Here is a 22,846-nt window from a genome sequence, read left to right on the forward strand (position 1 = left end):
TTGATGCTAGAAGCCCACACTTACTCGTAGAGAAGTGTGGGTAGTTCNGTCAGTTCAGCTTTAAAAACTCAACTGGCTATGTTACCCCATCCATTAATTCAACAATTACACCAGGCTGCTACTCAATGTAGCGATGATTTAGTTTTGAAATTAATTGATCAAATTCCGGGAGAATTTCTGGATTTGATTCAAGTCCTTAAAGAATGGGTGCTGAATTTTAGATTTGATTTAATTATTGATTTAACTCATCCAATTCAATCTGTTTCCTCAAGCAATGAATAACGAGCAAAACCCCTTAAATCCCTGTGATATATTAATTATTGATGATTATCCTGATAATCTGCGAGTTTTAACGGCAATTTTAGCTGAACAAGGCTATCGGGTCAGAAAAGCAATTAATGGTAAACTAGCCTTAGCCACCATTGAAACTCAAGTACCGGATTTAATCTTGTTAGATATTCAACTCCCCGATATTAATGGTTATGAACTCTGTCGCCAGATTAAATCAAATCCTCGAACCTATGCTGTACCTATTTTAATGATTAGTGTTCAGGATAAAGCTGAAGATATTGTCAGAGCCTTTACAGAAGGAGCCGTAGATTATATTAAAAAACCTTTCCAACCTGAAGAAGTGATTATTCGAGTTAAAACTCAACTCATGATTAGACACCTTTATAGTCAATTAGAAGATCAAAACCAGACACTTTTTGAAAAAAATAATCAACTTCAATTAGAAGTTGAGCAACGGTTACAAACGGAAGAGGCTTTAAAACAAGCTAATTTTAAATTACAAAAATTAGCATTTATTGACAGCTTAACAGCGTTAGGAAATCGTCGTTATTTTGATGAACAGTTACCTCGAACTTGGCGACAGATGGCTAGAAACAAACAATTTCTGTCCTTAATTATTTGTGATTTAGACTATTTTAAAACCTATAATGATACTTATGGTCATCCTGCGGGAGATCTTTGTCTTAAACAAGTCGCTCATGCGATTCATCGTGCCGTTAAACGTCCTGGGGATTTGGTTTTCCGTTATGGCGGAGAAGAATTTGTGATTATTTTACCTGAAACTCCCCTGGATGGTGCAATACAAGTTGCTAAAAATATACAGCTTGAAGTTGAACAACTTCATCTCCTACACACTCATTTTTCTATCTATCAAAAAATCACCTTAAGTTTTGGAATTTCCTGTCAATCTCCTGCTCCCAATACCTCACCCACCGCTTTAATTATTCAAGCTGATCAAGCACTTTATGATGCTAAAACCCAGGGACGAAATACTTATGCTGTCTATTCCGCTCCCAGTCCTCTCTAATCGCTTAATATTCTAATTGTGAAACCTTTAAAAAAACTTCAATTCAAGTTAGGAATAAACTTCGGCAAAATAGTTTTGCTAGTTTTAATTGGCTGCTTCTATTTGTTGGAATTTTCAGCCTCAGCACAGGAGCAATTTCAACCCTTATTTCAATCTAATATTGCTGCGGTAACTTTAGATGGACGAGCTATTTTTAAAGTCAGTGGAGCCGAAAATTTGACGGCTCAAGAACGAGCAGAAATGATTAGTACCAAATTACAACAGGCGGCAACATCAACACAATCCATAGAAGTTCAAGTTAAACCGATTAATCAACAACCCACCCTTTGGGTGAATAATTCTTATTTGCTCACCGTGACTCAGGAAGATACACAAAATCAAAATATTCCTGAAGATCAAGCTCAAATTTGGCGTTCTGAAATTCAAGAAGCCGTGAATATATCACGAAAAGAACGCAGTATTGATTTTCTGAAAAAAACAGCGATTAAAGCTTTTTTAGTGCTGTCTCTGGGTATTTTATTACATTGGGGATTAGGTCGGTTTTGGCGTTATTATCTCCGTCATTTATTTCGGTTTTTTTTACCCTCCTCTCCTGGATCTAATCAAGCAGATCTGTCTCATAATTTAGAATTATTTTTAACTTTAACATTGGCAGGGATAAGATTAGGCTTATGGACGGCTATAGTTCTTTATATTACGAATCAATTTCCGTTTACCAGAATTTTAAGTTATCGATTAACAGGAACCTTAATTTCCACCTTAACTTCTAAATTAATTACGATTAATAAAGCCTCCTATTCTATTCCCGATTTATTGATTTTAGTAGGTTTAGTTTGGGGATTAATTGTTTTTGCTAAAGTTATAACAGACCTTTTACAATCTCGTGTCTTAAACGCCACCCGAATTAGTCGAGGTGCTCAAGAAGTTGTTTCAGTTATTTTTAGATATGCGTTTATTTCCCTAGGAACAATTGTTTTATTACAAGTTTGGGGTTTAGATTTAAGTTCTTTAACGATTTTAGCCAGTGCGTTAGGAGTGGGAATTGGATTTGGATTTAAAGATATTGCTAAAAATTTTGGCAGTGGTTTAGTCTTATTATTTGAACGTCCGATTCAAGTCGGAGATTTTGTAGAAGTTGGTAATTATATGGGAACTGTAGAACGAGTTGGCGCTCGCAGTACGGTGATTAAAACTTTAGATCAAGTCTCTATTATTGTACCGAATTCTCGTTTTTTAGAATCGGAATTAATTAATTGGCATCATGATAATCCTATTTCTGGTTTACGCTTATCTATTGGGGTTGCTTATGGGTCTAGTGTGGAGATTGTTAAAGAGTTATTATTATCGGCAGCAAAAGCTAATTCTGAAGTTTTATCGATTCCCGCTTCTCAAGTTTTATTTAAAGGGTTTGGGGACAATTCATTAAATTTTGAATTAAGAGTTTGGACAAATAAACCGAGTCGTCAATTTTTAATTAAAAGTGATCTCTATTTTAAAATAGAAGCTCTTTTTAGACAATATAAAATAGAGATTCCCTTTCCTCAACGAGATGTCAATATTCGGGGAAGCGTCCCTTTAGAATTATCTCCTGAATTGCAAAGTGTTATCCAACAAATTGCTCAAAATCAAAATAACGGATACCCCCAAAATTTAGATGCTTCTGGGGGTCAGAATTCTAACCCTTAACCTTGAGGAGGTTGAGGACAAGTTTTCTGATTCCAATCACATTGATAGAGATGTTGTTGTTGCCAACTTAAAGGAATTTCCAGTAAATCTCTTGTCCCGGTCATCCCTTGACCCAGAAACAATAATAAAGCGATACAATTTAAAACCGTATGGGCAATTCTCCAGCGATTAGACTTATAAATATCAGGCACAATGGCTAAGGAAAAAATCATTAATAATGCTGCCGCTACTCCATAATAGTAATGAGAAAATTGCCACTCATAACCCCGTCTAAAAACACCCTCTTGGCATCCTAAAACTACAATCCCCATTCCCGTTAAAGTAGCAAAAATTCCTCGCCACAGGGGTTGATTAGGTTTGGATTTATAGAGTAAAATTAGGGAAGCGATCGTAAATCCAAACATGAACACAATAAAAATAGCTAAAGACATTTTTTCAGGAGATAAAGCCTTAAAAACCCCTTTAAAATAAATCGAATAAGCTAAGGCAATTAAGGTAATTCCTACCACTGAACCCGTTAACCAGCGACCAATTTTTAAATGTTCTTGTCCGACATTCGGCGGAATTTTAACCTTATTCTCTGGATTAGAACGGTGTAGACGGCGTTGACGAGTTTGCCATGCCATATAAACGGAAATCCCAATTAAGGGAAACACAAAAACCACCGCCAATACAGGATGAATTAATGCGATAATATCATTAAATACCATAACTTTCTCCTAAAAATAATGACTGCTGACTATTTGAAGCTTGTTTTCCCTTCTGGCGTTATCTGTTCCCTATTTCCCTATTTTCTGTTATAGAATAGTTATAACTTAATTTTTGCTAAAATCAATCTATTCGTTTTTTGAATGAACGTGATTTCTACCAACGACCATAAAAACCGACAGGAATTAGAGAAAATCGTAGGGGAAGGCAATGTCCAACCTTGGGACGAAATCGAATCCGTGCGACAACAACAGATAATTCAATCCCTGACCCCAGGAACAACAATTCAAGGAATTATTTATCCTCAAACTCAAGAAGAATTGGCTCAGGTTATTGCTTATACTCATCAACAACAATTGAGTGTTTTACCCTGTGGTTTCTGTAGCAAAATTGATTGGGGAGGACTGATTAAAAACGTCGATTTCGCCGTGAGTACCGAACGGATGAATCAACTAATTGAACACGCCGTTGGAGATTTAACAATTACCGTAGAAGCGGGAATGAAATTCTCCCAAATGCAAGCAATTTTAGCCCAGGAAAATCAAGTTGTAGGATTCGATCCCACCTATCCAGAACTAGCAACAATCGGCGGAATTATTGCCACAGGAGACACAAATTTTCTTCGACAACGTTATCGCAGTATCCGCGATCTGATTTTGGGGATTTCCATTGTTCGTTATGATGGAAAAATCGCCAAAGCTGGCGGTCGAGTGGTTAAGAATGTGGCGGGTTATGACTTAATGAAATTATTCACAGGTTCCTATGGAACTTTAGGAATTATTAGTCAAATTACCTTACGAGTTTATCCCCAAGCGGAATTTTCGGGAACTGTAATTCTCACCGGAGAACCGGAAGCAATTGCACAAGCGAATCAAACGTTATTATCCTCGGCATTAACCCCAGTTTCTGTAGATTTAATCTCGACAAATCTATCAAAATTATTAGGATTTGGAGATAAAATTAGTTTAGTTGTTCAGTTTCAAAGTATTCCAGAAAGTGTGCAACAACAGAGTCAACGCTTAATGGAAGTGGGAGAAACATTAGGGTTAAAAGCAATTTATTTTGACTTTGATCAGGCGAATTTATGGCAACAATTAAAACAGCAAATTTGGCAATCTCAATCTAACGCTTCTATTCTTTGTAAAATCGGAGTTACCCCCACTTCTGCGGTCAAAACCTTAATGCAGTGTCAAACCCTCGGCGTTATTCATGCTGGGGTTGGTTTAGGGGTGTTACGGTTTGAAAGCGTTTCTCCAGAAACTTTGTTAAACTTAAGAAATTGGTGTCAATCTCAAGGGGGATTTTTATCGATTTTAAAAGCACCTGTAGAGCTAAAACAACAGTTAGAGGTTTGGGGATATTCAGGAAATGCTTTAAATCTAATGCGTCAAATCAAAAAACAATTTGACCCTCAAAATCAATTGAGTCCTAATCGATTTGTTGGTGGAATTTAATTCATAAATTGTTAAAGGAGAAGGCTGTTAAAATGCAAACATCAGAACCCGTTATTGAATCTCAAACTATTCCCGCAAAACAGAGTAATTTTTTAGGGCAAAATCCCCATTTAAACCCTGCTGAAATTCCGGGTTTTGACTCAACAAATCCCCCCGACCCCAATTTTATTAGCACCTGTGTTCACTGCGGATTTTGTTTATCAACTTGTCCCAGTTATCGGGTTTTAGGAACAGAAATGGACTCTCCCAGGGGACGGATTTATTTAATGGATGCCATTTCTAAAAATGATGCTTCTCTAGGGGAAACAACCGCCCAACATTTTGATAGTTGTTTAGGATGTTTAGCTTGTGTCACAACTTGTCCGTCCGGCGTTAAATATGATCAATTAATTGCCGCTACTCGTCCACAAGTGGAAAGAAATGTACCTCGAAGTTTATCTGACCGTTTAATTCGAGGATTAATTTTTAATTTGTTTCCCTATCCTAAGCGTTTAAGAGCGTTTTTAATTCCGCTTTTTATCTATCAGAAATTAGGAGTGCAAGAAATAGTTAGAAAAACGGGTTTATTACCCAAAATTTCTCCTCGTTTAGCAGCAATGGAATCAATTTTACCTGAAATTACTGCGGATGCGTTTCGAGAGGAGTTTCCGGTAATTATTCCCGCTAAAGGGGAAAAACGTTATCGAGTTGGCATGATTTTAGGCTGTGTACAACGGTTATTTTTTAATCCCGTTAATGAAGCAACGGTGAGAGTTTTAACTGCGAATGGCTGTGAAGTTGTAATTCCGAGAAATCAAGAGTGTTGTGGGGCGTTACCCGAACACCAAGGACAAACTGAACAGTCTTATACGTTAATTAAACAAATGATTGATCGATTTTCAGGGACTCGTTTGGATGCTATTATTATTAATGCGGCGGGCTGTGGTCATACCTTAAAAGAATATGGACACATCTTAAAAGATGATTCTCAATATCGAGAACAAGCTGAAGAATTTGCAGCAAAAGTTAAAGATGTTCAGGAATTTTTAGCAGAAATTGGTTTAAAAACACCTCTATTTCCTTTAACAGAAACTGGAGAATTAACCCTAGTTTATCAAGATGCTTGTCATTTATTACATGGACAAAAAATTAGTTCTCAACCTCGTGAACTTCTGCAACAAATTCCAGGGGTAAAATTACGAGAACCTTTAGATGCTTCTTTATGTTGTGGAAGTGCAGGGGTTTATAATTTATTACAACCGGAAATTGCAGAAGAATTAGGACAGCAAAAAGTCGATAATTTAATCAATACTGGGGCGGAATTAATTGCTTCTGCTAATCCGGGTTGTTCTTTGCAAATTAAAAAACATTTACAATTGCAAGGCAAAAATATTCCTTTAATGCACCCGATGGAATTACTGGATTATTCAATTCGAGGAATTAAAATTAAATAAATTTCTGTGTAGGGGGACGGCGCGCCCATTAGTGTCAACTTAACGCTAAAAGTAGACGATCAAACCCGAATTCTCAATGATCCCCCCTAACCCCCCTTAACAAGGGGGGGACAGGAGATCCAAGTCCCCCTTTTTAAGGGGGATTTAGGGGGATCTGATCTTTTAATCACGGGTTTTCGGCTTAAGTTGACACCCATGGGCGCGCCTCTCCCCTACGATGAATTGGATTTTGAGATATTTATACAACTGATTTAAACTATGAATCGAATTATTTCAGCTTGTTTAGGAATTTTGGGAATAGCAACTCTGATTGATTTTCATCTATTTACAAAGGTTTTAGCCTCTCCTCACTCAATCCCCTCAGTTCCCCATTTTACCCTAACTCAACAACAAAATTCAACCTTTCTTTATCCCTTTATTCAAAATAAAAAATGGGGATATATTAACCAAGCGGGACAAGTTATTATTGAACCTCTATTTGAATCAACTTTGGGATTTTCAGAAGGACTAGCCCCCGTTAAAATTAAATCTAAAAAAGGTTATATTGATTTAAAAGGAAATCTGGTAATTCCGGCTAAGTTTGATGTGGCTTGGGGGTTTTCAGAAGGATTGGCGGCAGTTAAAATCAATGATAAATGGGGATATATTGATCAAACTGGAAAATTTTTGATTCCCCCGCAGTTTAATTTTGCTTGGGGTTTTTCTTCTCAACTCGCTGCGGTACAAAAAGAGCAGAAAATGGGCTATATTAACCCTAAAGGAGAATGGGTTATTACTCCTCAATTTGATAATACTTCAGAATTTAAAGAAGGATTAGCCGCCGTTAATATTAAGGGAAAAGTTGGCTATATTAATCCCACAGGAAAATTAATAATTCCACCTGAATTTGATTTAAGTTGGCGGTTTTCTGAAGGGTTAGCGATGGTTTTAGTTAAAAATAAAATGGGATATATTAATCAAACTGGAAAAATAGTTATTTCACCAGAATTTGATTATGCTTGGGATTTTTCTCAAGGGTTAGCGGTGGCTAGAAAAGGCAAAAAGTGGGGTTATATTGATCAGAAGGGAAATTTTGCGATTCCCTTACAATATGAAGAAACTGCTAATTTTTCTGAAGGGTTAGCAGCCGTTAAAATTAAACAAAAATGGGGATATATTGATCAAAAAGGGTCGATTAAAATCCCGCCTCAGTTTGATAGTGCGAATGAATTTAAACAGGGATTAGCGGCGGTTAGAATTCAAGACCAATGGGGATATGTTAATTCAGCAGGTGCATGGGTTTGGCAACCCACAAAATAAAGTTATTGTAGTCTATGATACCCTGATAAACTTTGATAATAAAGTATTAGTGATGATTCAATGGGTGTGGAGTTATTTCACCAATCAAGGAGGCGCTCGTTTGATTACCAATGAAGGGTTATCGGGAAATAAAATAACATATACTGAGCAAATTTAAGCTAAACTGAACAATACATTCCATGTCCTTGTGTAAACAATATGACATTTAATCCCCAAACTTCACCTTTAGGCAGTCTTCCTATCCATAAAATACGCTCTTGGCTGCCGATTACTCTAATTCTGCTTCTGGCAACAATATTATATCTGTATCAACTGGGAACAGAACCCCTATGGCAAGATGAATATTATAGTGTACGGGATGCTGAAGATTTTAATATTCTCAATCCTGGTGTGCGTCCCCTCTATTTTATCTTGTTACAATTTTGGATGAATTTTGGTAAAAGTGATGCCTGGTTACGGGGGTTATCCGTCATTTTTGGCATTGGTAATGTGTTTCTGACTTATCAAATTGGTCGTCGCACAGCCGGAGAAATTATTGGGATTATCTCCGCTTTTTTACTAACCCTTTCACCCATCTTTATTTTTCATGCTCAAGAAGTTAGAATGTATAGTATGAGTACATTTCTAGCTCTCCTTGGTACGCTAATTTTGATTGAAGCGTTAGAACATTTAAACATCAAGTGGCTAATTTTATGGGCAATAGCCAGGGTATTAACAACATTAACCAGTCCCCTCAATATTCTGATATTATTTCCTGACTTAGTGATTATTGCTTGGAGATATCGAAATCAACGACGGGTGTTATTATCCATTGGAATTTGCCTATTTCTGACCGGACTTTTAATAATTCCTTCCTCCGTGGCGATTCTGAATGTAGCCCCTAAATTTTTTGGAGATTGGGTTGCTGATTTATCCCCGATTAATCTCAAAACTGTGCTTTCAACCCCGGAAGTTTTTACCGTTGATGCCCCCAGTTCTAGAGAATTAAGCAAGGGAATGGCAGTCTTTTTTAAACTCTATAGCATCCTGTTACTGGGTTTAATGACTGTTTCCCTCTATTACATCATCAAACATCGAATTCAACCCTTATTATGGATTGTGGCATGGGCTTTTTTACCCCCCCTTCCTATCCTGTTAATGTCCTACGCTTTTGCTAATATCTGGTTTCCTCGATATCTCTTGTTTGTAGCCCCTTATTTTTTCATCTTGTTAGCAATAGGATTTATCCAAATTTTTTATCGCTGGCGTTATCTTGCAGCCGTCATCGGGATTTACTATTTGATTGCTGTGGGTTGGGGTTTAACCCATTACTATACAACATCAGACCGAGTTAATTGGTCAGCCATTAGCCAAGTGATTACCAGCCAGGAAAAACCTGGGGATGTGATTATTTATTCTCGGACTCCTAGAAATGTTCAAAAACCCAATCCCTTATCTCGTTACTATCAAGGTCAAATACCCATCGAATTGCAAGTTAATGTATGTGCAGAAACCGTTGCCAAAAAACAACCCGTTTCAGACGCAAAAACTGTAAAAATTACACCCCTATCCAATCTATTATCAACTCATTCCCGATTTTGGGTACTTTGTGAAGCGTTTGATGAAAGAGTCTTTAATAACTTTGTTTCTAACCAGTTTAAAACTCAAGAACATCAAACCTTTAAAACGGGCTTTGAACCCTTACAACTCTTTCTATTAGTTCCTAAATCTTCGGAAACGCCCCCAAAAATTACCCCACAGACAGGGAATCCCAACCCTAACAGCCCAGAGAAAATCTAATCTTGCTTTCATCTTTTAATCAAGACGCGCCCAAGGGTTATGGTTTCCTTCACCGAGGGCGTGTCTCTCAGTCAAAAGAGCAGATTTCTATCGAATTCAATTCTATTGATTCCCCCTCGCCAATCAATTGTTTAATTTATTTAAAATTTAAACAATTAACCCACTATGAGTCATAATACTAAGGAGAAATTTGAACAAACTTGTACTCAAATTCACAAAATTTCATGAGTTTCACAATGCTCGATGAGATGATTAATCTTCAAAATTCGATTATTCCTGCTTGTGCGGTCGTTACACCCGATACACCTTTGTTACAGGCTCTGATGGCAATGAACGAGGCCAATAAAAAACAATGTTTACTTTCAGAGTCACCCCATCTGGCTGAAAACTCAGCCGTTTATTCTCAGTCCCCTGGATGTGTGTTGGTGATGGAAAATGAAGCATTAGTTGGGATTTTAACAGAACGGGATACGGTGAAATTAGCGGTTAAAGGGCAAAATCTGTCTCAAACAACGGTTAAACAGATTATGACTAAACCTGTGATTACCTTAAACCGTGAGGAATTTACGGATGTATTTGTGGCTTATAATATGATGCGCCGCTTTCAAATTCGCCACTTACCTATCCTGAATCAACAGAAAAAAGTTTTAGGTTTAGTCACCTTAAGTAGTTTGCGACAAGTTTTAAATCATCATCATTTTTTGAGGTTTCGCCAAGTTTCAGAAGTGATGACTCGTCAAGTAATGACGGTTTATCCCTTTACCCCAGTTCGAGAAGTTGCCCAAATTTTAGCTCAATATAATATTAGTTGTATTGTTGTTGTTGTTGAACAAGAAGGAATGTTATATCCAGTAGGAATTGTCACAGAACGAGATATTTTGCAACTGCAAGCTTTAGAATTAAATTTACAACATCTTACCGCCGAGGCTGTGATGAGTTCTCCTCTATTTTCGATTAAATCAACAGAACCTCTGTCTCTGGCCCAGCAAATTTTACAAAAACATAAAATTCGACGATTAGCCGTCGTGGGTGAACAAGGCGAATTACAGGGAATTATCACGGAAAGTAATTTAGTTCAGGTTTTAGACCCTTTAGAATTATATGGAATTTTAGAAATATTAGAACGAAAAGTTGTTCAATTAGAAGAATGTCGGATTATATTATTAACAAAACAAGATTTAGAATTAGCTAAAGCTTTAAAAAATAATGAATTTAAGCTTTATTATCAACCTCAAGTTGATTTAAAAACCGGGGAAATTGTCGGTGCAGAAGCATTAATTCGCTGGATATCGCCTGATAAGGGAAATATTTCACCTATCGAATTTATTCCGATTGCTGAAAATACAGGTTTGATTGTCCCCTTGGGTCAATGGGTATTAAAAACAGCTTGCACTCAAGCCGTTGACTGGAAATTGGCAGGACTTCCACCGCTTCAAATTGCTGTTAATATTTCGGCTCAACAGCTTGAACATGAGGATTTTGTTGCCGATATTATAGATATTTTAGCACAAACTGGGCTAGATCCTAAACAATTAAAATTAGAATTAACTGAAAGTGTGCTGGTTCGTAATATTAACTTAACGTTAGAAAAATTTAAACAATTACAGGAATTAGGAATTGAAATTGCTATTGATGATTTTGGAACGGGTTATGCTTCCTTAAGTTATATTCAAAATTTCTTGTTTGATATTTTAAAAATTGATCGCTGTTTTATTAAAGATATTACTCAAAATCATAAAAATTCTGCTATCGTTTCTGCTATTATTAGGCTGTCTCGTCAACTGAATTTTAAAGTGATTGCTGAAGGAGTCGAAACCCAATTAGAACGAGATTTTTTAGCTCACCAAGGTTGTGATCTAATTCAAGGCTATTTGATTAGTCCTCCTCTCCCCTTTGAACAATTTTGTGAGTTTTATTCTAATAGGAAATAGGGGCTTAACAGTTAACCGTCAACCGTTTCCTGTTTGTCCTAAATATTGAGTTAAATAAGGAGAAAAAACTTCATAAATCAAGGTTAAAGGTTTGCCATGATGCCAAAATAAATAATGACGTCCCCAAAAGGGCCCTGATTCTCCAAAGGCTAATTCTAATGCTTTGCTATCCCCATAATAAATTCCCTGCACATCCCGATAAAGTTCGGTTCGCAATCGTGCTAAACTCGCCCAGATGGGTAACGACCGATTTTGTAAATATTCATCAACGTGACTGGCTTCCCACCAAGAAGTTGCGTAAGCTAACCGTTGTCCTGATGCGGTTCTTAACCACACTTGACGGCGAACACGGGGGCCAGGAACCGCTAAAATCTGTTCTGGGGCATTATCCGTGCTCATGCCAACGGCTGACATATCAATCACATCGACCTCTGTGGGTTCCCCCGTTAACAGTTGGAGGTGTCGAGTCGGAGAGCCATCCCCTAACATTAAAATTTGCCAAGGGGGAGAGAGTTGACTGTGAGGCAGTCCTTGCTTAACAATAGCTTCATCTCCCTGCCATCGACACCGAAGACGATGCCAAGCAGTCGGTTGAGTAATAGGTTCGAGTCTTCTAATACTGGCAGTCAAGGGTATGCAACAAAACTTTACGTCAGTTGTCTATGATAGCGCAACAGATGTCAGGTATCAGGTTTCAATTATGGGATTATGAACGATAATTTAAAAGAAGTTACAATTTATACCGATGGGGCCTGTAGTGGCAATCCAGGGCCAGGAGGATATGGCGTCGTGTTAATGTTTGGCCCCCATCGCAAAGAATTATCAGGAGGATATCAACTCACCACAAATAATCGCATGGAATTAATGGCGGCAATTATCGGATTAGAAGCCTTAAAGTTTCCTTGTGCTGTTAATTTATATACAGATTCTCGCTATTTAGTCGATGCGATGACTCAAGGATGGGCGAAGAAATGGCAAAAAAATAATTGGAAACGCAATCAAAAAGATCTAGCTAAAAACCCTGATTTGTGGGAAAGATTACTCAATATCTCTGAACAACATCAAGTTCAATTTATTTGGGTTAGAGGTCATGCGGGAGATGAAGAAAATGAATGTTGCGATCGCTTGGCGGTTAACGCTGCACAACAAACTGATTTACTCCCAGATTTAGGATATTCACAATAATCTGCTTCTTAATCATAATTAAGTCTTACTCCAGTCGTGGGACTTGATTTCATTCAGCTATAATATAAGGGAAAACGATCAAACGACCTTAAGAAACAAGGGAAGTCCCTACCCGTCAACCGTCAACCGTCAAGCCACCAGATTATGAACTTTTTAGAAAGTATCAAAATGGCAACTACAACGCTATTAGCAAATAAAATGCGAAGTAGTTTAACCATGTTAGGAATTATTATTGGCAATGCTTCTGTTATTGCGATGATTGGGATTGGAGAAGGTGCTCAGAGATTTGTTAATAATCAAGTCAGTTCTTTGGGGCCAAATGTTTTATTTGTGTTACCTGGAAGTCCTGAATCTCAGCGTCGTCCGGTGTTTCCTCCTCAAAATTTAGTCTTAGAAGATGCCTTCGCGATCGCAGAACAAGTTCCTTCTGTTGAACAAGTTTCTCCTTCTTTGAATGGCAGTGAATTAATTAATTATCGCAGTAATAATGCTTCAGCTTCTATCGTGGGAACAACACCGGAATATTTATCGGTGCGGAATTTTGATATTGCTAAAGGTCGATTTATTACGGATTTAGACTTAAAGCGCAATCAACAAGTTATCGCATTAGGATCGGAATTAGCTCAACAATTATTTGGAACTGAAGACCCCATTGGTAAATCGGTTCGACTGCGGAATATGAGTTTACAAGTGGTGGGGGTAATGCAGCCTAAAGGCTCCAGTTTGGGCAGTAATGAAGATATGAATGCCTTTGTCCCGTTAACAACAATGGCGAATAGAATTGTGGGAAATAGATCTCCCTATGGAACCCAAGTTACGTTTATTTCGATTGCGATTGATAGTCAAGATAATATGGGCGCGGCTCAATTTCAAATTGAAAATTTACTGCGATTAAGACATAAAATTACCGACGAAGATGATTTTACGGTTAGAAACCAAAAAGATTTAATGAATATCTTGGGAAGTATTGCTGGAGCTTTAACGATTTTATTAGCCGCAACCGCCGCCATTTCTCTATTAGTGGGCGGTATTGGAATTATGAATATTATGTTGGTTTCTGTGAGTGAAAGAACGCAAGAAATCGGTTTGAGAAAAGCGATCGGAGCGACCCAATCAGATATTTTAATTCAGTTTATGATTGAATCTGTGATCCTATCCGCAGCCGGGGGTTTGATTGGTACATTAATTGGTGTGGGTGGTATTTTATTAGTGGGTGCTTTAACGCCGCTAGAAGCGGGAGTTTCTACCGTTGCAATTGTAACAGCCGTTAGCATTTCTGGGGCTATTGGATTATTTTTCGGTGTTGTTCCCGCCAAACAAGCAGCCAAACTTGATCCGATTGTGGCTTTAAGAAGTATTTAATGAGAGGTTTGTTAACCCTCAAAAATCAACCGCCAACCCTCAGCACCTAATTATGAAAACATCAATTTCCGCCCAACCCGAAAATCAAGATTTACAACCTAATCCTGTTATTATTCATTTAGAAAATGTCACCAAAGTTTATGGGATGGGTGATATTCAAGTTCAAGCGTTAAAAGGGGTAACATTAACGGTAGAACAAGGAGAATACTGCTCAATTATGGGTGCTTCGGGTTCGGGAAAATCAACGGCGATGAATATTATCGGTTGTTTGGATCGTCCCTCCGCAGGTTCCTATTATTTGGATGGGGTGAATGTGGCGAAAATGTCGGAGAATAATTTAGCCCGAATTCGCAATATTAAATTAGGGTTTGTCTTCCAACAATTCCATCTTTTACCCCAACTCAGCGCTTTAGAAAATGTAATTTTACCGATGATGTATGCAGGAATTTCGGCATCTGAACGTCGAGAACGAGCTAAGGAAGCCTTAATTCGAGTCGGGTTAGAAAATCGATTAAATAATAAACCGAATCAACTTTCAGGAGGTCAACAACAACGGGTAGCGATCGCCCGTGCTATTGTTAATCGTCCGGTCTTATTATTAGCAGATGAACCCACTGGGGCGTTAGATTCGCAAACCACTCAAGAAGTGATGGATATTTTCACAGAATTAAATTCGACTGGTATGACGGTTGTAATGGTAACTCATGAAGCCGATGTTGCTCGTCAAACTCGTCGCATTGTTTGGTTTAAAGATGGGGAAGTCATACATTCCCATCTCACCCCCAATGATTTACACAGTGCTGTTTTTTAATATTAAGTCTCAAATTTGTTATGGGAGTAAAGGCAAAAAACAAGGGATTTTTTGGAGATTTATTTATTTTTGACTTTTGGTTTTTTTCAAAAGTAATCCTAAGCCTAATCCCGTTAAAGCCAATACTGTACTAGGTTCAGGAACAGGCTTGAATTCCTTTTCAATCGTTGCATAAGCAGCATCCGCTATCAATTTGTGACCTGTCGTTGTCGGATGAAAATCATCCCAGAATAAATATTCATTGGGATTACTACATGGAACTGGTGGAACTTTGGGGTCTGTTTGTGCGGGCAAACAGCGATCAGTAACATTTGTCAACCCATATTTAGAAGGTTTTTTGATCACATCTTTGAACACGTTATTAACATCAAATAGGGCTATATTAGAATTAAACAATGATTGATTTAAGTCTTTAATGCCTTTTTTGAGTAAAGCATTATGATCTTCAACCGTCTCTTGTAAATCACCTGGATTACTACTTCCTAAAGGAGTTTTACTTAAATCGGGTAAATTTCCGATTAAGAAATTTCTCGCACCGACACTATATAAATTGTTGATAGCCAAAGATAAATTATCAACAACTTCCGTCGTATTATCACTACCCGCATAGGTATAATCATTTCCTCCAGCCCAAAGAATATACAAACCATTGGGGTCAGCAGTTTGACCTTGTTGTAATAAGGGTTGAATAAATGCACCTACTTGAGTAGTTACACCTGGTAGTCCAGCAAATTTAGGATCAAAGAGATAAAAAATATTCTCTGTTCCTGAAGTTGCACCTCCAAAGGCATAATTAACACCTTCTGTTGAGGGAATTCCACTTGTATAAGGAGTTGGGTTAAGTCCTAAATCATCTGCTAAATAGTCTGTCCAAATATCGCCATTGGAGAAGCGTCCTGGAGCATAGGGTGGTGGCGGAAATAAGCCACCAGACAGATTAAAAATATTACCAGGATCACTCAGACTATCTCCAAAAATATTAACACTGCTAAATGTTGCGGCTTGGGCAGAATTTACCCCTGTAATTGTAAATGCAATGGTTCCTCCAACGGAAACCACGAATAAGCGACTAACAGTAGAAATATTTATCATAGTAGCCTGCACCTTGGATAGCTTGGTTTGATGTTCAACTTCATATTGTATTCGCTGCTTCCTCAGTAATATCACGGGGGTTTTGTAAAGTTTAGGGAGATTTATTGTAAAACTTCGGTAAATATACAGAGAATTGACTGTTGACTGTTGACTGTATTTTTCCCCCTCTCCCCTGCTCCTCTTCTCCCCCTGCTCCCCTTTCCTAATTTTTCCGGGTATAACGATGTTTAACGCCTAGGGGGAAATATTCGGGATCTCCGGTTAATTTTAGGGTAATTTTAGGAGTTTGATATTCAGGAGGAACATAATTAGCAAATTCGCTATTAAGGCGCTTTAATTGAGTTAAAATAGAATCAGCGATCGCTGCTTTTTTCTCCTCCGTTTCTGCAATACCTGGAGCTAATTCTACAACCACCGATAGAAATCGATTTTGATCTGTATCCTCAATCACAGACATCACAAATTTACCCGTTACCCAATCTTTAATTAAAGGTTGCTCTAAACCGACTGTGACATTTTCAGGATAAATATTAGCCCCAAAATAAGAGATAATAAATTGCGATCGCCCAAATACAAACACAAACGGTAACTGATGAATTCCCCGATTTCCGGTTTTTTGTAATTCTGAAATCGGGTCAAAATCCCATTGTTTTAAAAAATCCAACATCTGCTGAAATTCAATAATTCCTCCTTGATCAGCAATATAATAGCGAATTAACGGAATCCCATTATCACCCGAAAATAATAACGTTCCCGTTGTAGAATCTTCCTCATTTTCCATTTCAAAAAATCGACTGTTGGGGTCATATTGAACTAAAGTCGGTAATCGAGATTCCCCAAATAATTGTTTAGCAATATCTGGATGTTCAGCTAAAAACCGACGAATACAAATACTCAAAGGCGTTTCATTGCCTAAAACTCCCGCATCTGCTGTTCCATATAAGCTTGCTGAATCATAATTTAGTTGAGTTGATCCGACCCTTTCCCCGACTAAACTGCGCCATTCTTCACTAAATACCTCTCCCGCAAACACCAATTTAACTTGATATTTTTGCCATTCCATGCCTTCAGCAATTCCCGTATCAATAACATCCTTAATAAACGGAGGATAGCCTAATAAAACCACCTGTTCAAACTGTTCTCCTAACTCTCGAATCACGCGAAAGATTTCCGGTTTTTGATTTCCAGGAGTAATCACAGTAATTGGATATCCTTTCGTTGCTAAATGACGACAACAAGCCGTTGTATACATTCCGCCAACCCAAGTTCCCAAGGTAAAACAAATAACCGCTAAAGTTCGACGTTGATCCGCTTGAAAGCTATCATAAAAAATCTGTTCAAAACGAGTTGCAATTTGCAATTCATCACTAATAAAACGGGGCCAAAATGTCGGTTTTCCGGTGGAACCTGAAGAAACCGCAATTAAATCACAGGTTTCTAATTGACCGTGACGACACAATTGGGATAGAGAATATTGACGTAAATAATTCTCTTTAGTAATTAAAGGAAGGGTTTGGAAATCTTCGAGGGTTTGAATATCATGAATAGACCGATCATTTGCTGCTAAAAACTGTTGATAGGCGGGAACCGTTGTGACAATCTCTTGAAATAATTGTAAAACAGAAGTAACTCCTCTATCTGTAGAGGGTTGCAATAAATCCGATAAGGGTGTAGATAAAAAACCGTTTAACGCTGAAATTGCGCGTTGGCGTTGTTCGTCTCTGAGTTGACCCATGTTACTGTCCCAATAAATTGCTACTCTCAATTTAGATAGATCTGAGCCGTTCAGCATTACTTTTTTACCCTAACACCGAATGAATCAATTAATTTACCCCGGTATTGTTCTAAGAAACCATTACACCATTGTCCGTGAGTTAGGACATGGGGGTTTTGGACGCACTTATTTAGCTCAAGACCAACATCGGTTTGAGGAACTTTGCGTTTTAAAAGAATTTGCTCCCCAGCTACAAGGGAGTTTCGCCTTAAAAAAATCCCAGGAATTATTTGAACGGGAAGCGCAAATTCTTTATCAATTAAAACATTCTCAAATTCCTCGATTTCGAGAGTTATTTCGAGAAACAATTGATAATAAAGGCTATTTATTTTTTGTACAAGATTATGTTGAGGGTTTAAATTATCGCAGTTTACTGAATCAACGCTTGCGTCAAGGGGTGCAATTTTCAGAAGCAGAAATAATTCAATTATTATTCCAACTTTTACCCGTTTTGGACTATATACACCGCTATGGAGTCATTCATCGGGATATTTCCCCTGAGAATATTATTCAACGTCAATCGGATGGTTTACCTATATTAATTGATTTTGGAGGGGTGAAATTAATTCAAGCGAAAGTCGAATCCGAATTAGCAGCACAACAAGGTCAAAATCCGACCCCCACTTGTTTAGGAAAAGTCGGGTATGCTCCCGATGAACAAATGCGTTTAGGAAGGGTTTATCCTAACAGTGATTTATATGGATTAGCAGCAACAATATTAGTTTTATTAACCGGAAAAGAACCCCAACAATTAATTGATCCGCAAACGTTAATTTGGAATTGGAGAAAATACACGAATTTGAGCCCAGCGTTCGGAGAAATTTTAGATAAAATGTTAGCCTATCGTCAAAGCGATCGCTTTCCTTCCGCACCGGATATTCTCACCGCACTCTCAGCACTGAATTCTCCCCTAATTCAGCCTCCCCCTGAACAATCTATCCCCGTTACTCAACCAGGAGTTACTTTAACCCAAAACCAGAGTTTATCACCGCCAAATATTCCCACTCAGGGAGGGAAATCTTTTGGGATTCCAGCGACTTTATTCGTGTTTATTTCTGTCTTAATCATCGGAGGTTTGGGATGGTTAGGAGGACGTTATTGGTTAAATAATTATGCGAATCAAGATTTAAACCAAATCCCTCGAACGGAACAAAAACGACAAGAAGCATTACGAGAACAACGGCGTTTATTAGGAATTGATTTTGGCTTTTTTGCAGCGTTAGTTAATGAAGAATTTTATACTCGTTATCCCGAACAACGGGGACGAACTTTAACCGATGCACCCTCGGATGCAATTTGGCGAGAACGATGGAATAAAATTGCCGATAAATTGTTGCAACGTCTGGGTCAATTGAGTGAGCAATCTCGGATAAAATTAGGAACATATCGCCTTGATGATCTCGATCAGTGGAAAGCAACAGTTAATCAGTTATCGTTAAGTAGTCAATCCTTATATGATTTAGCAGATGCCAAATTTTTCTATTTATTTCCAGAACAATCGAGAACTGCTAATTTATTGGGATTACCAATGGGACAAGTTTGGCAAGCTTTTACAGATGATGTGGTCAGAAATTTAGAAGCGGGATTAGATTGGGAACGGGTAGAATTTGCCTCGAAAAAAACTCGAAAAACCTTGAAAGAAACCTTGAAACCAGGAGGCGGAAAAGCCTATATTGCTCGCTTTAATAAAAATCAAATTTTGCAGGTACGTCTAAAGTCTTCAGAAGCTTCTACTTTACTTTCAATTTATACCCCAGGTACAACACAAAAAGCACAATCTTTATTAGAAGATTCCTCTAAGAGGCTTTGGTCAGGTCGCTTACCGGATTCGGGTGATTATGAATTTGTGGTGGTGTCTGAGTCTTCTAAACCTATTAACTACGAGTTAACTTTAGAAACTCGTTAACGGATTTCCTATTGTTTGTAGGGGTATTCAAACGGACTAAAAATTTATCCGATTTCTGTCAAAATTCAAGGGTTCTAAATTTTAAGGTTAAAATTGTGAACACCAGACTCTAAAGGATATTAAACTCTATGAACAAAATAAAAGTTGGGATTTTATATTCATTAAGTGGAACAATGGCAATGAGTGCAACGCCGTTGTTAGAAGCAACCTTAATGGCGATCGCAGAAATTAATGCTCAGGGAGGGATTTTAGGACATGAAATTGAAGCTGTAATTGAAGATGGAGCCTCGGATATTTTCGTATTTGAAAATAAAGCCAGAAAGTTACTAGAAATTGATCAAGTCGCAACAGTATTTGGGTGTTGGACATCGACTTCTCGCAAAGCAGTTAAACCCTTAATGGAAGAATTTAATGTTTTACTTTGGTATCCGGTTCAATATGAAGGATTAGAATGTTCTCCTAATATTTTTTATACGGGTTCCTGTTTAAATCAACAAATTCAACCTGCGGTGAGTTGGTCACTCAAAAACTTAGGAAAACGATTTTATTTATTGGGTTCAGATTATGTGTTTCCTCGCACAGCGCATAAATTAATTAAATCTCTCCTCAAACAAGAAGGGGGAACCGTCATCGGAGAACAGTATTTTGCTTTGGGAAATCGAAAATTTTCCGATATTATTGATGAAATTAAACAGTTAAAACCCAATGTTATTTTTAATACTTTAAATGGAGATAGTAATTTTGATTTTTATCAGGCTTATTATGAGGCTGGAATTCAACCGTCTGAACTTCCAATTATGGCGGTAAGTATTTCAGAATCAGAAGTCCACAATATGGTTCAAGCGGGTGTGGGTCACTATGCCTGCTGGAGCTATTTTCAAAGTTTAAATACTCCCCATAATCAAGAATTTGTGAATAATTTTAAAGCCTTACATGGCATAGAAAGAGTAACTTCTGACCCAATTGAAGCCTCTTATTTTCAAGTTTATTTGTGGAAACAATCGGTAGAAACTGCAAACAGTTTTGAAACCGATGCGGTCAGAAAAGCCGCTTATCATCAAACTTTTCCTGCACCCGGAGGAGTCGTTAAAATCGAAGCTAATCATCATTTATGGAAAAACTGTTATATTGGTCAAATTACTAAAAATGGACAGTTTGAGATTGTTTGGAAAAGTCCGAGTTTAATTAAACCCTTACCTTGGCTAGGAGTAGAAGAGTTAAAAAACTTTCCTCAAGCCGATCTGGTTATTGATATGTTAGCAGAAGTATCCCAAGGCATTCAACATAGTTGTTTATTAGAAGCGAATAGCCGACGGTTAGAATTAACAATGAAACAATTAAAAACTGAAATTGAAGAACGCCAACGCATTGAAATTACCTTAAAAGAGGTGAATCTGGAATTAAAATATATGGCAATTACAGATAGTTTAACTAAACTTGCGAATCGATATTGGTTTAATGAATGTCTGAAATCTTTATGGAATCAACATCTGGTTAATCAAACATCTTTAGCCTTAATTTTATGCGATATTGATTACTTTAAAAACTATAATGATACCTACGGCCATCAAAAGGGAGATGACTGTTTACAAGAGGTGGCTCAAGCCATTAAAAAAGCCGTCAGAAATGGGTTTGATATTGTGGCTCGTTATGGAGGAGAAGAATTTGCTGTGATTTTACCCCAGACTGCTTTATTTGATGCTTCCCAAGTCGCAACTCGGATTAATATAGAAGTTCAACAACTTCAAATTCCGCATTTAACCTCTTTAGCCGAGCCGTATGTTACCGTTAGTTTAGGGGTTTCTAGTCAGATTCCTACGTTAATTTCTTCCCCTGAATTGTTGATTTCTGAGTCTGATAAAGCCCTTTATAAAGCCAAAAATAACGGCAAAAATCAATGGTGTTTACATTATACTAGCGAACAGGGAACAGGAGGAAAAAGAGAAACACAAGTCTAAAGTCTAGGTTTGCTGTATTAATCTTTGTCAAACCTCCTGTGAGCGCGACTGCTATAACTAATAACTGATCTAATTTTATATTAAATTAAGCCGAGCACCGTTCTAATAGCAAATTTTGTTCTGATCGAATCGAATTCATCCAACTCGGAATAAATGTTTTTAACCATTTTTTCACGGGAGTTCCATACAAACGGTGTTTATGAAATTGTTCCGTTATAGATTGGCTTCCGGGTAAAGTTAATTGTTCGATTCCAGATTCACTCCAGCGTTGGATTAATTCTCCAGTTATTTCGGGGTGAAACTGAAGACCATAAGCTGTTTTTCCATAGCGAAAAGCTTGGTTAGGAAAGGTTTTTCCCCTTGCTAATAAGACTGCGCCAGAAGGTAATTCAAACCCTTCTTGATGCCATTGATAAACGTATTCAAGGGAGTTAAAATAATCTTGTCCTTCTAGGGTTGGGGTAATGGGAAAATAGCCAATTTCTCGAATTTCTTGAGGATGAACAGAGACTTTAGCACCTAAAACTTTTGCTAAGAGTTGAGCACCTAAACAAATCCCTAAATAAGGCTTTTTTGACTCTAAAACTAGAGGAATCCAGTTAAGTTCAGTACGGATATAAGGTAAAGTATTCTCATCATTGGCACTCATGGGCCCCCCAAAAACAATCACCGCTTCATGTTTGTCTAAATGATGGGGTAAAGCATCACCCTGACTGGGAAGGCGAATATCCAGTTTATAACCATAAGAGGTTAGAATTTGTCCCACTCGTCCTGTTTGGGAGGTGGGTTGATGAATAATAACCAGAATATTTTTCATAGGGGCTTAAAGGGTTTTTATTGCTATCAATTACAAAGACGTAATTGGACATTTCTGTCACTCCTATTTCTAGGGTAAAGTTAGCTGAGTGCTTCGCACACGCTGCGCGAACGACAATGTTAGTGGTCGGTACTTTCTCAAAAGCACTTCCTTAACCCATTTAAAGATGTTTAACTTTTGAGTTTTAGAGCTACAGACTAGCTTCGCATCCGTAGGTAAGACTTTTAACGCTTGCCACTAACGGAGTACATGATTGGTACACAGTCTGGTCAACTTGGGCTTGATTTCAAGCCCCCGTTAAAATCGGTACCCCGATTTAACGGCGGGTTGTTG

18 protein-coding genes are annotated in these 22,846 nt (G+C 37.7%); 13 read left to right on the forward strand and 5 right to left on the reverse strand.

Annotated features, from left to right (window positions below):
- Positions 1-274: 274 nt before the first annotated feature.
- Both PL8927_RS26280 and PL8927_RS26285 read left to right on the forward strand, forming a co-directional pair.
- The gene (locus tag PL8927_RS26280; RefSeq protein ID WP_083626859.1) at positions 275-1,318 is read left to right on the forward strand and encodes a GGDEF domain-containing response regulator; all 1,044 of its coding nucleotides are present in this window, start codon (positions 275-277) and stop codon (positions 1,316-1,318) included.
- A gap of 75 nt (positions 1,319-1,393) precedes the next feature.
- Positions 1,394-3,004, forward strand: coding sequence for a mechanosensitive ion channel family protein (locus PL8927_RS26285; protein WP_231506154.1), 1,611 nt, complete (start codon positions 1,394-1,396; stop codon positions 3,002-3,004).
- On the opposite strand, the gene PL8927_RS26290 is transcribed toward PL8927_RS26285, so the two are convergent.
- The gene (locus tag PL8927_RS26290) at positions 3,001-3,714 is read right to left on the reverse strand and encodes a DUF4079 domain-containing protein (RefSeq protein ID WP_083626863.1); all 714 of its coding nucleotides are present in this window, start codon (positions 3,712-3,714) and stop codon (positions 3,001-3,003) included. The genes PL8927_RS26285 and PL8927_RS26290 overlap by 4 nt on opposite strands.
- Before the next feature lie 141 nt (positions 3,715-3,855).
- Between PL8927_RS26290 and PL8927_RS26295 the strand changes: the two genes are divergently transcribed.
- The 6 genes from PL8927_RS26295 (at position 3,856) to PL8927_RS26320 (ending at position 11,608) form a co-directional block, all read left to right on the forward strand.
- On the forward strand, positions 3,856-5,166 hold the full coding sequence (locus PL8927_RS26295) for an FAD-binding oxidoreductase (protein ID WP_083626865.1): 1,311 nt from the start codon (positions 3,856-3,858) through the stop codon (positions 5,164-5,166).
- A gap of 32 nt (positions 5,167-5,198) precedes the next feature.
- Positions 5,199-6,599: a (Fe-S)-binding protein gene (locus PL8927_RS26300; RefSeq protein ID WP_083626868.1), complete on the forward strand. Its 1,401-nt coding sequence runs from the start codon at positions 5,199-5,201 to the stop codon at positions 6,597-6,599.
- Positions 6,600-6,857: 258 nt separating this feature from the next.
- Positions 6,858-7,898 carry a WG repeat-containing protein gene (locus tag PL8927_RS26305; RefSeq protein ID WP_083626870.1) on the forward strand — a complete coding sequence of 347 codons (1,041 nt, stop codon included), beginning with the start codon at positions 6,858-6,860 and terminating at the stop codon, positions 7,896-7,898.
- The gene (locus tag PL8927_RS26310) at positions 7,855-8,055 is read left to right on the forward strand and encodes a hypothetical protein (protein WP_083626872.1); all 201 of its coding nucleotides are present in this window, start codon (positions 7,855-7,857) and stop codon (positions 8,053-8,055) included. Before PL8927_RS26305 ends, PL8927_RS26310 begins: the two co-directional genes overlap by 44 nt.
- Positions 8,056-8,096: 41 nt before the next feature.
- Complete coding sequence (locus PL8927_RS26315) at positions 8,097-9,677, forward strand: glycosyltransferase family 39 protein (protein WP_083626874.1); 1,581 nt, start codon at positions 8,097-8,099, stop codon at positions 9,675-9,677.
- A 224-nt stretch (positions 9,678-9,901) separates the two neighbouring features.
- Positions 9,902-11,608, forward strand: a complete 1,707-nt coding sequence (locus PL8927_RS26320) for an EAL domain-containing protein (protein WP_083626876.1) — start codon at positions 9,902-9,904, stop codon at positions 11,606-11,608.
- A gap of 18 nt (positions 11,609-11,626) precedes the next feature.
- Here the strand turns inward: PL8927_RS26320 and PL8927_RS26325 are convergent, their stop codons facing one another.
- A complete protein-coding gene (locus tag PL8927_RS26325) occupies positions 11,627-12,226 on the reverse strand; it encodes a chorismate lyase (protein WP_231506156.1) in 600 nt (199 codons plus the stop codon).
- Positions 12,227-12,316: 90 nt separating this feature from the next.
- Between PL8927_RS26325 and rnhA the strand changes: the two genes are divergently transcribed.
- The 3 genes from rnhA to PL8927_RS26340 all read left to right on the forward strand — a co-directional run bounded on the left by rnhA (position 12,317) and on the right by PL8927_RS26340 (position 14,966).
- A complete protein-coding gene (rnhA, locus tag PL8927_RS26330; protein ID WP_083626878.1) occupies positions 12,317-12,793 on the forward strand; it encodes a ribonuclease HI in 477 nt (158 codons plus the stop codon).
- A 144-nt stretch (positions 12,794-12,937) separates the two neighbouring features.
- Complete coding sequence (locus PL8927_RS26335; RefSeq protein WP_083626879.1) at positions 12,938-14,155, forward strand: ABC transporter permease; 1,218 nt, start codon at positions 12,938-12,940, stop codon at positions 14,153-14,155.
- A gap of 52 nt (positions 14,156-14,207) precedes the next feature.
- Complete coding sequence (locus tag PL8927_RS26340; protein WP_083626880.1) at positions 14,208-14,966, forward strand: ABC transporter ATP-binding protein; 759 nt, start codon at positions 14,208-14,210, stop codon at positions 14,964-14,966.
- Positions 14,967-15,029: 63 nt separating this feature from the next.
- Here the strand turns inward: PL8927_RS26340 and PL8927_RS26345 are convergent, their stop codons facing one another.
- On the reverse strand, positions 15,030-16,058 hold the full coding sequence (locus tag PL8927_RS26345; protein WP_083626881.1) for a PEP-CTERM sorting domain-containing protein: 1,029 nt from the start codon (positions 16,056-16,058) through the stop codon (positions 15,030-15,032).
- Between the two features lie 202 nt (positions 16,059-16,260).
- Entirely contained in the window at positions 16,261-17,850 is a 1,590-nt protein-coding gene (locus tag PL8927_RS26350) for a phenylacetate--CoA ligase family protein (protein ID WP_231506155.1), read from the reverse strand.
- A gap of 22 nt (positions 17,851-17,872) precedes the next feature.
- Between PL8927_RS26350 and PL8927_RS26355 the strand changes: the two genes are divergently transcribed.
- Positions 17,873-19,738: a serine/threonine-protein kinase gene (locus tag PL8927_RS26355; RefSeq protein WP_083626883.1), complete on the forward strand. Its 1,866-nt coding sequence runs from the start codon at positions 17,873-17,875 to the stop codon at positions 19,736-19,738.
- Positions 19,739-19,866: 128 nt separating this feature from the next.
- On the forward strand, positions 19,867-21,696 hold the full coding sequence (locus tag PL8927_RS26360) for a transporter substrate-binding protein (protein WP_083626884.1): 1,830 nt from the start codon (positions 19,867-19,869) through the stop codon (positions 21,694-21,696).
- Between the two features lie 85 nt (positions 21,697-21,781).
- Here the strand turns inward: PL8927_RS26360 and PL8927_RS26365 are convergent, their stop codons facing one another.
- Complete coding sequence (locus PL8927_RS26365) at positions 21,782-22,513, reverse strand: glutamine amidotransferase-related protein (protein ID WP_083626885.1); 732 nt, start codon at positions 22,511-22,513, stop codon at positions 21,782-21,784.
- Between the last annotated feature and the right edge of the window lie 333 nt (positions 22,514-22,846).

This window comes from Planktothrix serta PCC 8927 (genome assembly GCF_900010725.2).
Lineage (GTDB): Bacteria > Cyanobacteriota > Cyanobacteriia > Cyanobacteriales > Microcoleaceae > Planktothrix > Planktothrix serta.

Bases quoted from the DNA above. Each gene is read 5' to 3' on its own strand.
- PL8927_RS26350 (WP_231506155.1), bottom strand. From the start codon at position 17,850: ATGCTGAACGGCTCAGATCTATCTAAATTGAGAGTAGCAATTTATTGG.
- PL8927_RS26320 (WP_083626876.1), top strand. From the start codon at position 9,902: ATGAGTTTCACAATGCTCGATGAGATGATTAATCTTCAAAATTCGATT.
- PL8927_RS26300 (WP_083626868.1), top strand. From the start codon at position 5,199: ATGCAAACATCAGAACCCGTTATTGAATCTCAAACTATTCCCGCAAAA.
- PL8927_RS26310 (WP_083626872.1), top strand. From the start codon at position 7,855: ATGTTAATTCAGCAGGTGCATGGGTTTGGCAACCCACAAAATAAAGTT.
- PL8927_RS26305 (WP_083626870.1), top strand. From the start codon at position 6,858: ATGAATCGAATTATTTCAGCTTGTTTAGGAATTTTGGGAATAGCAACT.
- PL8927_RS26335 (WP_083626879.1), top strand. From the start codon at position 12,938: ATGAACTTTTTAGAAAGTATCAAAATGGCAACTACAACGCTATTAGCA.
- rnhA (WP_083626878.1), top strand. From the start codon at position 12,317: ATGAACGATAATTTAAAAGAAGTTACAATTTATACCGATGGGGCCTGT.
- PL8927_RS26345 (WP_083626881.1), bottom strand. From the start codon at position 16,058: ATGATAAATATTTCTACTGTTAGTCGCTTATTCGTGGTTTCCGTTGGA.
- PL8927_RS26360 (WP_083626884.1), top strand. From the start codon at position 19,867: ATGAACAAAATAAAAGTTGGGATTTTATATTCATTAAGTGGAACAATG.
- PL8927_RS26280 (WP_083626859.1), top strand. From the start codon at position 275: ATGAATAACGAGCAAAACCCCTTAAATCCCTGTGATATATTAATTATT.
- PL8927_RS26295 (WP_083626865.1), top strand. From the start codon at position 3,856: ATGAACGTGATTTCTACCAACGACCATAAAAACCGACAGGAATTAGAG.
- PL8927_RS26355 (WP_083626883.1), top strand. From the start codon at position 17,873: ATGAATCAATTAATTTACCCCGGTATTGTTCTAAGAAACCATTACACC.
- PL8927_RS26365 (WP_083626885.1), bottom strand. From the start codon at position 22,513: ATGAAAAATATTCTGGTTATTATTCATCAACCCACCTCCCAAACAGGA.
- PL8927_RS26315 (WP_083626874.1), top strand. From the start codon at position 8,097: ATGACATTTAATCCCCAAACTTCACCTTTAGGCAGTCTTCCTATCCAT.
- PL8927_RS26290 (WP_083626863.1), bottom strand. From the start codon at position 3,714: ATGGTATTTAATGATATTATCGCATTAATTCATCCTGTATTGGCGGTG.
- PL8927_RS26340 (WP_083626880.1), top strand. From the start codon at position 14,208: ATGAAAACATCAATTTCCGCCCAACCCGAAAATCAAGATTTACAACCT.